At 60.8% G+C, this 15,367-nt stretch carries 12 protein-coding genes, 3 tRNA genes and 1 riboswitch; of the genes, 1 reads left to right on the top strand and 14 read right to left on the bottom strand.

Annotation, left to right across the window (positions count from 1 at the left end; translation table 11 throughout):
• Positions 1–264: 264 nt before the first annotated feature.
• The 7 genes from HX875_RS08910 to ltaE all read right to left on the bottom strand — a co-directional run bounded on the left by HX875_RS08910 (position 265) and on the right by ltaE (position 6,233).
• Positions 265–341 (bottom strand) — tRNA-Arg (locus tag HX875_RS08910).
• 72 nt (positions 342–413) lie between these two features.
• Positions 414–490: transfer RNA gene (locus HX875_RS08905), tRNA-Arg, on the bottom strand.
• 108 nt (positions 491–598) lie between these two features.
• Positions 599–689, bottom strand: a tRNA-Ser gene (locus HX875_RS08900).
• A gap of 62 nt (positions 690–751) precedes the next feature.
• Complete coding sequence (gene csrA, locus HX875_RS08895; RefSeq protein ID WP_002554426.1) at positions 752–940, bottom strand: carbon storage regulator CsrA; 189 nt, start codon at positions 938–940, stop codon at positions 752–754.
• Positions 941–1,126: 186 nt separating this feature from the next.
• Positions 1,127–2,368 carry an aspartate kinase gene (locus HX875_RS08890; RefSeq protein ID WP_010165647.1) on the bottom strand — a complete coding sequence of 414 codons (1,242 nt, stop codon included), beginning with the start codon at positions 2,366–2,368 and terminating at the stop codon, positions 1,127–1,129.
• Between the two features lie 95 nt (positions 2,369–2,463).
• Positions 2,464–5,082 (bottom strand): alanine--tRNA ligase, encoded by a 2,619-nt coding sequence (gene alaS / locus HX875_RS08885; RefSeq protein WP_177042906.1) that lies wholly within the window; start codon positions 5,080–5,082, stop codon positions 2,464–2,466.
• Positions 5,083–5,228: 146 nt separating this feature from the next.
• Complete coding sequence (gene ltaE / locus HX875_RS08880) at positions 5,229–6,233, bottom strand: low-specificity L-threonine aldolase (RefSeq protein WP_177042905.1); 1,005 nt, start codon at positions 6,231–6,233, stop codon at positions 5,229–5,231.
• A gap of 190 nt (positions 6,234–6,423) precedes the next feature.
• Positions 6,424–6,593: riboswitch (FMN riboswitch) on the top strand.
• 113 nt (positions 6,594–6,706) lie between these two features.
• Here ltaE and HX875_RS08875 point away from each other — a divergent pair.
• On the top strand, positions 6,707–7,216 hold the full coding sequence (locus HX875_RS08875; protein WP_076015023.1) for a 6,7-dimethyl-8-ribityllumazine synthase: 510 nt from the start codon (positions 6,707–6,709) through the stop codon (positions 7,214–7,216).
• Positions 7,217–7,344: 128 nt separating this feature from the next.
• On the opposite strand, the gene astE is transcribed toward HX875_RS08875, so the two are convergent.
• From astE to HX875_RS08840, 7 genes are all read right to left on the bottom strand, one after another.
• A complete protein-coding gene (gene astE, locus HX875_RS08870; protein ID WP_177042904.1) occupies positions 7,345–8,349 on the bottom strand; it encodes a succinylglutamate desuccinylase in 1,005 nt (334 codons plus the stop codon).
• 11 nt (positions 8,350–8,360) lie between these two features.
• The gene (locus HX875_RS08865; protein WP_003214319.1) at positions 8,361–8,651 is read right to left on the bottom strand and encodes a hypothetical protein; all 291 of its coding nucleotides are present in this window, start codon (positions 8,649–8,651) and stop codon (positions 8,361–8,363) included.
• Between the two features lie 23 nt (positions 8,652–8,674).
• Positions 8,675–10,021, bottom strand: a complete 1,347-nt coding sequence (astB, locus tag HX875_RS08860) for an N-succinylarginine dihydrolase (RefSeq protein WP_177042903.1) — start codon at positions 10,019–10,021, stop codon at positions 8,675–8,677.
• Positions 10,022–10,197: 176 nt separating this feature from the next.
• Positions 10,198–11,667 (bottom strand): succinylglutamate-semialdehyde dehydrogenase, encoded by a 1,470-nt coding sequence (gene astD, locus HX875_RS08855; RefSeq protein ID WP_177043105.1) that lies wholly within the window; start codon positions 11,665–11,667, stop codon positions 10,198–10,200.
• Positions 11,664–12,689, bottom strand: coding sequence for an arginine N-succinyltransferase (astA, locus tag HX875_RS08850; RefSeq protein WP_003214325.1), 1,026 nt, complete (start codon positions 12,687–12,689; stop codon positions 11,664–11,666). The genes astD and astA overlap by 4 nt, the downstream gene beginning before the upstream one ends.
• A gap of 49 nt (positions 12,690–12,738) precedes the next feature.
• A complete protein-coding gene (gene aruF / locus HX875_RS08845; protein WP_177042902.1) occupies positions 12,739–13,758 on the bottom strand; it encodes an arginine/ornithine succinyltransferase subunit alpha in 1,020 nt (339 codons plus the stop codon).
• 256 nt (positions 13,759–14,014) lie between these two features.
• Positions 14,015–15,235, bottom strand: a complete 1,221-nt coding sequence (locus HX875_RS08840) for an aspartate aminotransferase family protein (protein WP_177042901.1) — start codon at positions 15,233–15,235, stop codon at positions 14,015–14,017.
• Positions 15,236–15,367: the final 132 nt, after the last annotated feature.

Raw genomic sequence — 15,367 nt, 5'->3', positions numbered from 1 at the left:
CTGAGTAACTACTGGGTAAGTCCATGGAGGTGTTCCACAAGCCCCGGCGGGGCTGACGGGCGCAATGATACACCGGGCGGCCGCTTTTAACGTCAAAAAACTGGAAAGAACAAGCGCTTGCGACACAAAGCTGAGCATTGGCCGCACCTATGAACTGCGACGACGCAGCGCGAAAGGAAAACACATGGGCGAGAGAAAAAGTCGCCGCGGGAAATAAAAACCCCAGACGGCAAAAAGCCCGCACTAGGCGGGCTTTTTGTTGTTTGGTGCACTCGACAGGATTCGAACCTGTGACCGCTCGGTTCGTAGCCGAGTACTCTATCCAGCTGAGCTACGAGTGCAGATTGTGTTTTTAGACCAGATCACAACTGGTTGAAGCCAAGCTACCTGCATTGCTGCAACTAACTCTTAAATGGTGCACTCGACAGGATTCGAACCTGTGACCGCTCGGTTCGTAGCCGAGTACTCTATCCAGCTGAGCTACGAGTGCATTTGTTGCCGCGCATTATAGGCCGTTCAATCTCTATGTAAAGCTATTTTTTCGTTTAGTTTCAACAACTTAGCGAAAAAACCAGATTGCAACGTACTAAGCAAATAATGGCGGAGAACGGGGGATTCGAACCCCCGACACCCTTTTGAGGTGTACTCCCTTAGCAGGGGAGCGCCTTCGGCCACTCGGCCAGCTCTCCGCAACACGGGGCGTATATTAACCAGCTTCATCCCCGTTTGCAAACATAAAAAACGATAAAAATTAATGGCTTGGTTCTTCGTCCTTCTCTTTCTTGATCCGCAGGTAGATTTCCTCGCGGTGGACAGCCACCTCTTTCGGAGCGTTAACCCCGATACGCACTTGATTGCCTTTGACGCCGAGCACGGTCACGGTGATTTCGCCATCACCAATAATCAGGCTTTCTGCGCATCGACGAGTCAGAATCAGCATACCTTTCTCCTCACGCATTTCATTTCGGGAACAACAGTCTGCAAAAAAAAGGCATTCGACCTACAACCAAATGGCCGTAGCCCTACCCGCCTAAGTATTGTCGAGCACAGGTAAAAGAACAGGCCTTCACCACACGCCCGACAAAAAAATGAAAGGCGCGGATAACCGCGCCTTCCTGGCAACGCTTCACTCGCCCTGTCGGGCCGGAGCGTCCAGCTCAAAAGCGGTATGCAATGCGCGTACAGCCAGTTCCAGGTACTTCTCTTCGATCACCACCGACACCTTGATTTCCGAGGTGGAGATCATCTGGATGTTGATGCTTTCCTTGGCCAGGGCTTCGAACATGCGACTGGCAACGCCGGCATGGGAACGCATGCCCACGCCCACGATCGACACCTTGGCAATCTTGGTATCGCCTACCACTTCGCGGGCGCCAATCTCGCTCGCAGTGTTCAACAGCACCTTCTGCGCCGCATCGTACTCGTTGCGGTGCACGGTGAAGGTGAAATCGGTGGTGTTATCGTGCGCAACGTTCTGCACGATCATGTCGACTTCAATGTTTTCGCCGCTGATTGGCCCGAGAATCTTGAAGGCCACGCCCGGGGTGTCTGGCACGCCACGGATGGTCAGCTTGGCTTCATCGCGGTTAAAAGCGATGCCGGAAATGATCGGCTGTTCCATGGATTCCTCTTCATCAATAGTAATGAGGGTGCCCGGACCCTCCTTGAAGCTGTGCAGTACGCGCAGCGGAACGTTGTACTTGCCGGCGAACTCAACGGCACGGATCTGCAACACCTTGGAACCGAGGCTGGCCATTTCCAGCATCTCTTCGAAGGTGATCTTGTCCAGGCGCTGGGCCACGGACACAACCCGCGGGTCGGTGGTATAGACGCCGTCCACATCGGTGTAGATCTGGCATTCGTCAGCCTTCAGGGCTGCTGCCAGGGCCACGCCGGTGGTATCGGAACCGCCACGACCGAGGGTAGTGATGTTGCCGTGCTCGTCGACACCCTGGAAACCGGCGACAACCACCACACGACCAGCCTTCAGGTCAGCGCGAATCTTCTGATCATCAATCTGCAGGATGCGGGCTTTAGTGTGCGCGCTATCCGTCAGAATGCGGACCTGATTGCCAGTGTAGGACACCGCTGGCACACCACGCTTGTTCAGCGCCATGGCCAGCAATGCAATGGTCACCTGCTCACCGGTGGAAATGATCACGTCCAGCTCACGGGGAACCGGTTGTTGATCGCCACTGATTTGCTTGGCCAGATCGATCAGGCGATTGGTCTCGCCGCTCATGGCCGACAGCACCACCACCAGGTCATCGCCGGCATCGCGGAATTTCTTAACCTTGTCGGCGACCTGCTCGATTCTTTCGACAGAGCCGACCGAGGTGCCTCCAAATTTCTGTACGATCAAAGCCATTTCTAAGCCGCCTCAGCCCGTAAAGGGGCGCCTATTATTCAATCAACCAGCACTGACCGAGCCCGCGACTAGACCACGAGCTCATTAACAGCGTCTTAAATACCTGCCTCGACAAACGGCACGGTCAGGGCCAGGGCCGCGTCCAGGGCACCGGCGTCTACACCACCGCCTTGTGCCATGTCCGGACGACCACCGCCCTTCCCGCCCACTGCCGCGGCGGCTTGTTTCATCAAATCACCGGCCTTGAGTTGGCCAGTCAGGTCCTTGGTTACACCGGCAACCAGAACGACCTTATCCTCATGGACACTGCCGAGCAGGATCACTGCGCGGCCGAGCTTGTTCTTCAACTGATCGACCAAGGCCAACAGGGCCTTGCCATCCTGACCGTCCAGGCGCACGGCCAGGACCTTCACGCCCTTGACGTCCAACGCGGAAGCCGACAGATCGTCGCCCGCTGCGCTGGCCGCCTTGGCCTGCAACTGCTCCAGTTGTTTCTCCAACTGACGGTTGCGCTCCAGTACGCCGGAAAGCTTGTCGATCAGGTTGTCGCGGCTGCCCTTGACCAGGCTGGCCGCTTCCTTGAGTTGTTCTTCAGCTGCATTGAGGTAGGCCAGGGCCGCAGCACCGGTGACCGCCTCAATACGACGCACGCCGGAAGCCACACCGCCTTCGCTGATGATTTTCAGCAGGCCGATGTCGCCGGTACGGCTGGCGTGGATACCGCCACACAGCTCCACCGAGAAGCTGCCGCCCATGCTCAACACGCGAACTTCGTCACCGTACTTCTCGCCGAACAACGCCATGGCGCCTTTTTGCTTGGCGGTCTCGATGTCGGTTTCTTCGGTTTCCACCGGGGTGTTCTTGCGAATCTCGGCGTTGACGATGTCTTCCAGGGCCTTCAACTGCTCAGGCTTGATCGCCTCGAAATGACTGAAGTCAAAGCGCAGGCGCTGGCTGTCCACCAACGAACCCTTCTGCTGCACATGCTCACCCAATACCTGACGCAACGCAGCGTGCAGCAGGTGAGTGGCCGAATGATTCAAAGCAGTTGCATGCCGTACGTCGGCATCTACCTGAGTGTCCACCGGCGCGCCGACAGTCAGGTTGCCCAGTACCAGCACGCCGTGATGCAGGAAAGCACCGCCGGTCTTGGTGGTGTCGCGCACCTCAAAGCGACCGGACGTCGAGCTCAGGAAACCACAGTCGCCAACCTGGCCACCGGATTCGGCGTAGAACGGGGTCTGGTCGAGGACTACAACCGCCTCGTCACCTTCGTTCAGCACGTCGACCGACTTGCCGTCCTTATAGATAGCCACGATCTTGGCCGAGCCAACGGTGGCCTCATAACCAATGAACGAAGTCGCTACATCAACCTTTACCAGGGTGTTGTAGTCCAGGCCAAAGGAGCTGGCGGAACGGGCACGGACGCGCTGGGCTTCCATCTCACGCTCAAAGCCTGCTTCGTCGATGGTCAGCTCGCGTTCGCGGGCGATGTCGGCGGTCAGGTCCATCGGGAAACCGTAGGTGTCGTACAGCTTGAACACCACGTCGCCCGGCACCACGGTGCCTTTAAGCTCGGCCAGGTCCTGTTCCAGGATCTTCAGGCCGTGCTCCAGAGTCTTGGAGAACTGCTCTTCTTCCGCCTTGAGCACGCGCTCGATGTTGGCTTGCTGCTGCTTGAGTTCCGGGAAGGCATCGCCCATCTCGGCCACCAGCGCGGCAACGATCTTGTAGAAGAAGCTGCCGGTAGCGCCCAGCTTGTTACCGTGACGGCAGGCGCGACGGATGATGCGGCGCAGCACATAGCCACGGCCTTCGTTCGACGGCAGCACGCCGTCGGCGATCAGGAAGCCGCAGGAACGGATGTGGTCCGACACGACCTTGAGCGACGACTGATTGTCGTTGGCGCAGCCAATGGCCGCAGCCGAAGCGCTCAGCAGGTTGGTGAACAGGTCGATTTCGTAGTTGGAATGAACGTGCTGCATCACCGCACTGATCCGCTCCAGGCCCATGCCGGTGTCTACCGACGGCGCTGGCAACGGATGCAACACGCCGTCGGCGGTGCGGTTGAACTGCATGAACACGTTGTTCCAGATTTCGATGTAGCGGTCGCCGTCTTCTTCCGGCGAGCCCGGTGGGCCGCCCCAGATGTCGGCGCCGTGATCGTAGAAAATCTCGGTGCATGGGCCGCACGGGCCGGTATCGCCCATGGTCCAGAAGTTGTCGGAGGCGTAAGGCGCGCCCTTGTTGTCGCCGATGCGAATCATGCGCTCAACCGGCACACCGATCTGCTGGGTCCAGATGTCGTAGGCTTCGTCATCGGTGGCGTAGACGGTGACCCAGAGTTTTTCCTTCGGCAGCTTCAGCACGCCGGTCAGGAAGGTCCAGGCGAAGGTGATCGCATCTTTCTTGAAATAGTCGCCGAAGCTGAAGTTGCCCAGCATTTCGAAGAACGTGTGGTGGCGGGCGGTGTAGCCCACGTTTTCCAGGTCACTGTTCTTGCCGCCGGCGCGTACGCACTTCTGGCTGCTGGTGGCGCGGGTGTAGGCGCGCTTTTCCTGGCCCAGGAAGCAGTCCTTGAACTGGTTCATCCCCGCGTTAGTGAACAGCAGGGTTGGGTCATTGCCTGGGATCAAGGAGCTGGAGGCGACACGGGTGTGACCTTGCTCTTCGAAGAAGCGAAGGAAGGCTTCACGGATTTCTGCGCTTTTCATTAGGTTCTTCCACGGAGGCTGCGGCCAAAGGCCAGTGCTAAACGTCATCAGACGGAGCGACGGCAAAGGGCCGCATTATATCGGCCCTTTGCCCGTGGTACAGCGTGTTTATGTGATAGAAACAGTCAATTAGACGGTCTGCACTGTCATTTTCGGGAAAACTCGACAAATGTCGCGAGCACTTGCTCGATCTGCGCCCGGCTAACGTCCAGGTGAGTGACCATGCGCAGGCGCGGCGCGGCGCTCAACTTGATCCCACGCTCGGCGGCAAACGCCTTCAAGGCCTGGGCCCGGTCACCGATATCAACGTAGACCATGTTGGTCTGCACCGGCTCCACCGTATAACCCGCCTCGCGCAGTTCGTCCCCCAGCCATTGGGCGTTGGCGTGGTCGACGGCCAGGCGCTGCACCTGGTGATCCAGGGCATACAGCCCCGCCGCCGCCAGCGAACCGGCCTGGCGCATGCCGCCACCGACCATCTTGCGCAAACGTCGCGCCTTGGCGATCAATGCCGTGGAGCCGCACAGCACCGAGCCGATCGGCGCGCCCAGGCCCTTGGACAGGCACACCGACACCGAATCGAAGTGCTGGGCAATTTCCCGGGCATCCACCCCCAGCTTGACCGCCGCGTTGTAGAGCCGCGCGCCGTCCAGGTGCAAGGCCAGGTCGTGCTCACGGGTAAATGCTCGCGCCGCGGCCAGGTATTCCAACGGCAACACTTTGCCTTGCATGGTGTTTTCCAGCGCCAGCAAGCGGGTACGGGCGAAGTGGAAGTCGTCCGGCTTGATCGCCGCCAACACGTGCTCCAGGTTCAACGAACCATCGGCCTGCACTTCCAGCGGCTGAGGCTGGATCGAGCCGAGTACTGCCGCGCCGCCGCCTTCGTATTTGTAGGTGTGGGCCTGCTGGCCGACGATGTATTCCTCGCCTCGCTCGCAGTGCGCCATCAACGCCAGCAGATTGCTCATGGTGCCAGTAGGCACGAACAAAGCGGCGGCAAACCCCAGGCGTTTGGCCAATTCGGCTTCCAGGCGATTGACGCTCGGGTCTTCACCGTAGACGTCGTCGCCGCTGGCGGCAGTCGCCATCGCGTCGAGCATGCCGGGGGTCGGTTGGGTCACTGTGTCGCTGCGCAGGTCAATCACGGTCATCAAACTAGCCTCTAGCGGATTGGAGCATTCCTTGTGTTAACGATTACTGCGGGCAAACCCGCGGAATATCAAGCCCCGTGCTTGCACAATCGAATACCAACCAAACAAACCGATATAGGTTATCGATACACCAACCGTGCAGTTTCTGAAAAACCATGATAAAAACTCTCCGCCGCCAGGGTTCTGGCGGCAACGTTCTCAGGGCGGGGTGTAATTCCCCACCGGCGGTAATTGCACGCAACGTGCATAGCCCGCGAGCGCTTGGCGCCTCGAACTGCCTCGGCAGCACGGCGACAAGGTCAGCAGACCCGGTGTGATCCCGGGGCCGACGGTCATAGTCCGGATGAAGAGAGAACGGGATTGGCACCTAAGGGCCGAACGCTGACGTCATGTTTGCATGAGCAGGCTGTCCGTACCCTTAAATCCCATTCGATTCATAACGCCCTGTTTTTTTCTTAAACAGGAGTCAGAACATGCAACCCACCGCAATCGACAGCAAAAGCAAAAACCATCACGGCGAGCGCGTCGCGTTTATCCAGGCCTGCTGGCACAAGGATATTGTCGACCAATCCCGCAAAGGCTTCCTCGCCGAAATGATCGCCCAGGGCTACCAGGAATCGGACATCGATTTCTTTGAAGTCGGCGGCGCCTTTGAAATGCCCCTGCACGCCAAGCTGCTGGCCAAGTCCGGCCGTTATGCCGGTATCGTCGCGGCCGCACTGGTGGTGGACGGTGGCATCTACCGTCACGAGTTCGTAGCCCAGTCGGTGGTCAGCGGCCTGATGCAGGTTCAGTTGGAAACCGAAGTGCCGGTGTTCTCGGTATCCCTGACCCCGCACCACTTCCACGCCGGCAGCGAGCACCACACATTCTTTTATGAGCACTTCGTGCACAAGGGCCAGGAAGCGGCACGTACCTGCGCCGACACCCTGCACAAGGTTCGCGCACTGCGCCGCAACGAACCACGGGCTGTAGCGGTTTAAGCAGCACTGCAAACCACTGTAGGAGCGGGCTTGCCTGCGATGGCATCACCTCGGTCTGTCGGGTGTACCGAGGTGATGCCATCGCAGGCAAGCCAGCTCCTACATTCTGACCGAGTCAGTCTCGGGATTCAGGCCAGGCCCGCATCCGTGGTCGGCACGATCAATATCCCCGCTCGCAAGCCATTCTTGACCTTCGGGTTCGGGAAGATGATGCGTGCGCCCTCCTCCTCGATCACCCAGCGGGTCTTGGCAATGTCCTCGGCCAGCAGGTAACCCAGCTCCAACTCCGAAAAGTTTTCCACGTCGGCCGGCAAATGCAGGACGAAGGTATCGCTGTGCTTGATGACTTCCCGGGAGACGCTGAAAAGCTTCAGGCCATCAAGGCTCTCGGTGGCCGGCTCGTTGCCTTCGATGATCTGCTTGAGGCGGGTTTCCAGGCGGGACACGTCCACGCCCTGGTTCTGCCCGAACGGCCGCGCCTTGCCCAATTCCAGGGTGAAGGACTCGGCCTCCAGTTGCTCATAGGTAAACGCGGTAAAGGTGATGGAGGTCTTGTTCTGCAACAGCACCGCTTCCATGCCGGCGGCTCGCAGGCGCGCCAGTTCACGGCGTGAATGCTGGCGACCGTCCTTCCACGGGTACAGCGCGAACTGCTCGATCTTCGAGCCACGGATGGCGGTGTGCAGGTCGTAATGCAGGCGGCTACGCCCAGGCACGCTGAAGAACGTGCGGGCCAACTGTTCAAGCTCGGCGGCACGCATGGCTTCGGGGCCGATGTTTTGTTCGTGACGGCCGTTGAACAGCCGGTTGACGTCCAGTTCGAGATAACGCTCGCCGCGGCGCATGGCCTCGGGGTTACCGAACAGGAACAGAATACGGGTACGGGGCTTGATCTCCCCGCGGGCAATGCCCTGCAGCAAGCGGTCGGCCAATTCGATCGGCGCGGTTTCGTTGCCGTGGATGCCGGACGACAGCAGCACGTCGCAGCCGTTGTCCCGCGCTTCAGGAGGCCGCACTTCCAGCGCGCCCTCACTGAGCCAGCGCAGTTGCACGCCGTCGACAGTCAGTTGAATTTTTTGCGCCGGTTCGCGACCGGCGAGGGTCAGTTCAAGCAGTTTGCCGAGGGCGAGCATACGCAGCTTCCTTAGTGGTTGCAGCCTGGGCCGTGGACGTGATCGTCGTCATCACCTTCAACGTCGGCCGGTTCCATTTCCAGTTGCAGGCTCATCAGGTTGGTGGCCAATGGGCGCATCAGCAGGTTGGCGTATTCCGCGTCGCCTTCTTCCACGTCCACGCCGATCAGCAGTTGGCCGCGGCCGTCGTGCTGGATCCAGATCTCCTTGCCCTGCCAGACCACGGCGACGCGGGTGCAGGAAGTTTCCAGCTGGGTGCCGTCGGTGTCTTCAAGGATCAGTTTCAGGGTGTCGGTGGTCATAAATAGTTCTCAGCCGTGCGGCGTTAATTGATCTGGAAAGGATAAACCGAGCCCAGTTTAAGGATTTGCGTCAGTTCATCCAGTGCCGTCCGGCACTCAAGCAGCAATTGCGGGTCAGCCAGGTCGGTTTCCCGCAGGCTGTCGCGGTAGTGCTTGTCGACCCATTGGGTGAGCGTGTCGTACAACGGCGCCGTCATGATAACCCCTGGGTTGACCGCCGCCAGTTCGGTTTCATTCAGCGCGACGCGCAAGCGCAGGCACGCCGGGCCACCGCCGTTCTGCATGCTTTGCTTGAGGTCGAAGACGTTGACTTCGCGGATCAGCCCGCCCGAAGACGTCAGGCCTTGCAGGTACTGCCAGACGCGCTCGTTGGCGCGGCATTCTTCCGGCACGATCAGCAGCATCGAGCCGTCGGCGCGAGTCAGCAACTGGCTGTTGAACAGGTAGGAACGCACCGCGTCCTCAACGCTGACCTGGGCCCGGGGCACGCAGATCGACTGGAAATTGCCGCCGAGTTTGCCGAGCTTGCCCTGCAATTCGCCGAGCATCTGTTCGGTATTGAGAAACGCATCCTCGTGATAGAACAGCACTTCGCCGTTGCCCACCGCGATCACGTCGTTGTGGAATACACCGGCATCGATCACCGCCGGGTTCTGCTGGGCGAAGACCACGCCGTCATCCCGCAGGCCGTGCAAGCGAGCGACCGCCTGGGAGGCTTCGAGGGTCTGGCGCGCCGGGTACTTTTGCGGCGCCGGGTAGCGGGTGTCGAACGCGCTGCGGCCGAACACGAAAAACTCTACGCCCGCCTCGCCGTAGTCACGGCAGAAACGGGTGTGGTTGGCCGCGCCTTCGTCACCGAACTGCGCCACGGCCGGCAACGCGGCGTGGTGGGCGAAGTGTTTCCCATCGGCAAACATCGCCCCCAGCACGCGGCTGGTGGTCGGGTGTTCGATGCTGCGGTGGTATTTGCAGTTGAGGTTGGCGGCGGTGAAATGCACGCGGCCGTCGGCGGTGTCGGCGCTTGGGCTGACAGTCGCGGCGTTGGCCACCCACATGCTCGACGCCGAGCAGCTGGCTACCAACAATGGCATGGCTTGCTTGGCGGCTTGCTGAATGACTTGGGCGTCGGTGCCGGCAAAGCCGAGGCTGCGCAAGGCGGCCACATCAGGGCGTTCCTGGGGCGCCAGCACACCTTGCACGAAGCCCATTTCCATCAGGGCTTTCATCTTCGCCAGGCCTTGCAGCGCGGCTTCCTTCGGGTTGGAGGACTGCTGGCTGTTGCTCTGGGACGCGACGTTGCCGTAGGACAAACCGCCGTAGTTATGGGTCGGCCCCACGAGACCGTCAAAATTGACTTCACAGGATTTCATCGGCGAGGCTCCACGAACATCTGTATTTTTATAGGCATCAAGTGCAGATCTGTATCTGTTAACCCGATCAAGTGTAGGAGCTGGCTTGCCTGCGATGCGGGCAACTCGGTCATTCAGATACCCCGAGGTGATGCCATCGCAGGCAAGCCAGCTCCCACATTAGATCAGTGTCACTTTCACTTAAGCGTTACGCCTGGGGTCAGCGACGCTGGCAACACCAGGCTCGGGGTCTCAAGCGAGGCCACCGGGTACGCGCAATAATCCGCCGCGTAATAGGCGCTGGCGCGATGGTTGCCCGAAGCGCCCACGCCGCCAAACGGCGCGCTGCTCGCAGCGCCCGTCAGCTGTTTGTTCCAGTTGACGATCCCGGCACGGCTCTCCAGCCAGAACTGCTGGTAACGCGCTTCGGAATCCGACAGCAAACCGGCCGCCAGGCCGTATTGGGTGTTGTTGGCCTCGGCAATCGCCGCCGCGAAATCAGCGTAGCGGATCACTTGCAGCAGCGGGCCGAACAGCTCTTCATCCGCGCGATCCATAACCTCGGTCACATCGATAATGCCCGGCGTCAGCAGCGCGGCCTGGGCCTGTGGCTGGGTCATTTCCAGCAGCGCCACGGCGCCATTGGCCAGCAGCAATTCCTGGGCATCCATCAACGCCTTGGCGGCGCCGAGGGAAATCACCGAGCCCATGAATGGCGCGGGCTGCTGGTCGAATGCGCCGACTTCGATGGTAGAACTCACCGCCACCAGGCGAGCGAGCAACGCATCGCCCCAGGCGCCTTCCGGCACCAGCAAGCGACGAGCACAGGTGCAGCGCTGGCCGGCCGAGATAAACGCCGACTGGATGATGGTATAGACGGCAGCATCCACATCGGCCACTTCGTCCACCACCAGCGGGTTGTTGCCGCCCATTTCCAGCGCGAGGATCTTGTCCGGGCGCCCGGCAAATTGCTGGTGCAGATGGTTGCCGGTGCGGCTGGAACCGGTGAAGAACAAGCCGTCGATGCCCGGGTTGGCCGCCAGGGCGATCCCGGTTTCCCGCGCGCCTTGCAGCAGGTTCAATACGCCCGCCGGCAGGCCGGCGTCGATCCAGCATTGCACGGTCAGCTCGGCGACTTTCGGGGTCAGCTCGCTGGGCTTGAACAGTACGGTGTTACCCGCCAGCAAGGCCGGCACGATGTGGCCGTTAGGCAGGTGACCCGGGAAGTTGTAAGGGCCGAATACCGCCACCACGCCGTGAGGCTTGTGGCGCAATACGGCAGTGGCGTCGCCCAACGGGCCGCTCTTCTCGCCGGTACGCTCACGGTAGCTCTGCACCGAGATCGCGACCTTGTTGACCATGCTGGTGACTTCAGTCGCCGATTCCCACAAAGGCTTGCCGGTTTCCTCGCCGATGCAGCGGGCGAGTTCGTCGGCACGGCTTTTCAGGTTGGCGGCGAAGGCTTCCAGCACGCTCAGGCGCTCTTCCAGGGAACGCTTGGCCCAGGCCGGGAACGCCTGGCGCGCAGCCTGAACGGCGGACTCGACCTGCTCGACGGTGGCGCTGTTACCCGACCACACCACCTGCTGGGTCACCGGGTTCAGCGACTCAACCACTTCACCCTGGCCAGCCAGCCAGCTACCAGCGATATACAACGAATTCATTATTTCGACTCCCGGGCAGCGGACAACGGTACGGCACGCACTTGATCACCGGCGATCAGTTGCAGGCGCTTGGCGGTCTGTTGATCGACCACCAGGGTGCCCGCAGCCAACCGCGCCGGCGCTGCGGTGATGCGGCAATCTTCGCGTTTGCGGTTATGGATCAGGAACGGCGTGGCGTCGTCGCCCGGCGTGCCAATTGCCAATACCAGCGCTTCGCTGTCGCGTACCGCGCGGATCTTGGTGGTTTCACATTCCACCGCCGGGCCCGCGTCGAAGATATCGACGTAACCCTGGTAGCTGAAGCCTTCGCTCTTGAGCATGCTCAAGGCCGGCTCAGTGTCGGTGTGGACCTTGCCGATCACATTGCGTGCGTCCTCGGACAGGAAGCAGGTGTACAGCGGAAATTTCGGCATCAGTTCGGCGATAAACGCCTTGTTGCCCACACCAGTGAGGTAGTCCGCCTGGCTGAATTCCATCTTGAAGAAGTGCCGGCCCAGGCTTTCCCAGAACGGCGAGCGCCCGGCTTCGTCGGACATGCCGCGCATCTCGGCAATGATCTTGTTGCCGAACAGCTGCGGGAATTCCGCGATAAACAGCATGCGCGCCTTGGCCAGCATGCGGCCGTTGAGGCCGTTGCGGTAATCGGCGTGCAGGAACAGCGAGCACAGCTCGGAGTTGCCGGTCAGGTCGTTGGCCAGAAACAGCGTCGGGATTTCGCGGTAGATGTTCAGTTCCTGGGAAGCGCTGACCGTCAGGCCGACCCGGAAGTTGTACCAGGGCTCGCGCAGGCCGACGGCACCGGCGATGGCGGAAATCCCCACCACGCGGCCTTCATCGTTTTCCAGCACGAACAGGTAATCCGCATCACCGCGCCCGGCTTCGCCGCGAAAGGTCTTTTCAGCCCAGCCGACCCGGTGGGTCAGACGCTCTTCATTGGCCGGCAAGGTGGTGAGGCCGGTGCCGGTGCTGCGCGCCAGATCAATCAGGGCCGGTAAATCGCTGCTGCGTACGGGACGAACGATCATGCTATCTCCTCAAACGGGCCGCTGTTGTCAGCCACCCGCGAAACTCTGTTTATACCGCTACCAGGCGCACGCTCGCGCCTTCGCCTACGCCCAGGGCCTCGGCGGCTTCCAGGTCCAGGGTCACTGGCTTGCCCGGCGCGTAGTCCAGCTCCAGCATCACCGCGCGGTAATCCTGCAACTGGCCGTTGCTGACCAGGTACTGGCGGCCGACACCCTTGGCCATCTCGCCGATCTTCACCGGCACCACGCGGCTCTGGGCGATCGAACGAATACCCGACACCCGCGCGTGCAGCGTTGGGCCGCCGTCGAAGATGTCGATGTAATGGTCGGTCTCGAAGCCTTCGCGCATCAGGATGTCGAAGGTGATCTGCGCTCGCGGGTGCACCTGGCCCATGGCTTCTTGGGCGGCGTCCGGCAACAGCGGCACGTAGATCGGGTAATGCGGCATCAGTTCGGCAAGGAAGGTCCGGCTCTTCAACCCGCACAGGCGCTCGGCGGCGGCGTAGTTGAGGTCGAAAAAGTTGCGGCCAATCGCGTCCCAGAACGGCGAATCACCGTTCTCGTCGCTGTAGCCCACAATCTCGGTGACCACCGAATCGGCGAAGCGCTCCGGGTGGCCGGCCACGAACAGCAGGCGGCCACGGGAGTTGAGTTCCGACCACGGCGAACCCACCAGCTCCGGGACCACGTAGAAACTGGTCAGCAAACTGTTGCCGGTCAGGTCATGGCACTGCGAGAGCACGTGGATCTTGTTGTGGATCTTCAGCTCGCGGGAGGCGTGCACAAAGGTTTCGTTACGGAAGCTGTAGAACGGTTCCGAGTAGCCGGCGGATGCGACGATGGCCGAGCAGCCCACCAGCTTGCCGCCGTCGGTGTCTTCAAGGACGAAGAAATAGCTTTCTTCACCGTTGAAGCTGACCTCGGCGGCGAAGGACGCTTCGCTTGCGGCGATCTTGTCGCTCAGGCGTTCGACATCATCCGGCAAGGAGGTGACACCAATCGGGCTGTCCGCAGCCAGACGCTGTACCTCGCCCAGATCAGCCATTTGCGCGGGGCGCATCACCAGCATGGTGTCACTCCTTAACTCGAAAAACTCACAGAGGGAAAAATGCCGGGCACGGGACCTGAATTCAAACAGATCCAATGTGGGGAGTCTTTTGTGGGAGCTGGCTTGCCTGCGATAGCATCAACTCGGTGCAACAGGTAAACCGGGTCGTCTGCATCGCAGGCAAGCCAGCTCCCACAAAAGCCAGCGCCCACATCGACCGAGCCCGGCATACAAAATTTGTGTTCGGCGCCCGATCACTCAAGCGCCGAACGGTCCATCAGGCTTGCGTCAGCGCTTTCACCGCACGTTCGAAGCGGTCCAGGCCTTCCTGGATATCGGCATCTTCCACCACCAGGCTCGGGGCGAAGCGCACCACATCCGGGCCGGCTTGCAGGATCATCAGGCCTTCGCGCTCGGCGGCGTTGAAGATGTCCTTGGCACGGCCTTTCCAGGCATCGCTCAGCACGCAACCGAGCAGCAGGCCCAGGCCACGCACTTCAGTGAAGATGCCGTACTGCTGGCCGATCTTCTCCAGGCGTGAAACGAACAGGTCGTGCTTGGCATTAACACCGGCCAGCACTTCCGGGGTGTTGATCACGTCGATCACCGCCTCAGCCACCGCGCACGCCAGCGGGTTGCCGCCGTAGGTGGTGCCGTGGGTGCCGACCACCAAATGCTTGGCCAGGTCTTCACGCGTCAGCATGGCTGCGATCGGGAAACCGCCGCCCAGGCTCTTGGCGCTGGTGAGGATGTCGGGCACCACGCCGTAATGCTGGTAGGCGAACAGCTCGCCGCTGCGGCCCATGCCGGTTTGCACTTCGTCGAACACCAGCAGCGCGTTGTTCGCGTCGCACAGGTCGCGAGCGCCTTGCAGGTACGAAAGCTCAGCCGGCAGTACGCCGCCTTCACCCTGGATCGGCTCCAGCACCACGGCGCAGGTCTTGTCCGAAACGGCGGCTTTCAGCGCCTCCAGATCGTTGTAAGGCACGTGGGTGATGCCGACGATTTTCGGACCGAAGCCGTCGGAATACTTCGACTGGCCACCCACGTTCACGGTGAACAGGGTGCGGCCGTGGAAGCTGTTCAGCGCGGCGATGATTTCGTATTTCTCGGTGCCGAAACGGTCGAACGCGACACGACGGGCCAGCTTGAAGGCGGCCTCGTTGGCTTCGGCGCCGGAGTTGCAGAAGAACACACGCTCGGCAAAGGTGGCGTCGATCAACTTGTGGGCCAGGCGCAGGGCCGGCTCGTTAGTGAAGACGTTGGACACGTGCCACAGCTTGTTGGCCTGTTCGGTCAGTGCACCGACCAGCGCCGGGTGGGCGTGGCCCAATACGTTGACCGCGATGCCGCCGGCAAAGTCGATCAGCTCTCGGCCCGCCTGGTCCCACACGCGGGAACCTGCGCCACGCACGGGGATGAAAGCGGCAGGTGCGTAGTTGGGAACCATGACCTGGTCGAAATCGGCACGTTGCACCGGGGCTTGCTCAACGGACATCGGAGTCTCCTGAAGAGGAACGCCTGCCTGAAACTGGCGGGCGATGCAGGGATTGTAAGGACAGTTTTCAGTGCGGCCTTGCCGCCAAGCGACAACTTCTTATAGCGCCAACCCGTGATTTTCGCGGGTTTA

The organism is Pseudomonas yamanorum, assembly GCF_013386765.1.
GTDB lineage: Bacteria > Pseudomonadota > Gammaproteobacteria > Pseudomonadales > Pseudomonadaceae > Aquipseudomonas > Aquipseudomonas yamanorum_A.
This window is presented reverse-complemented; position numbering and strand designations above follow the sequence as displayed.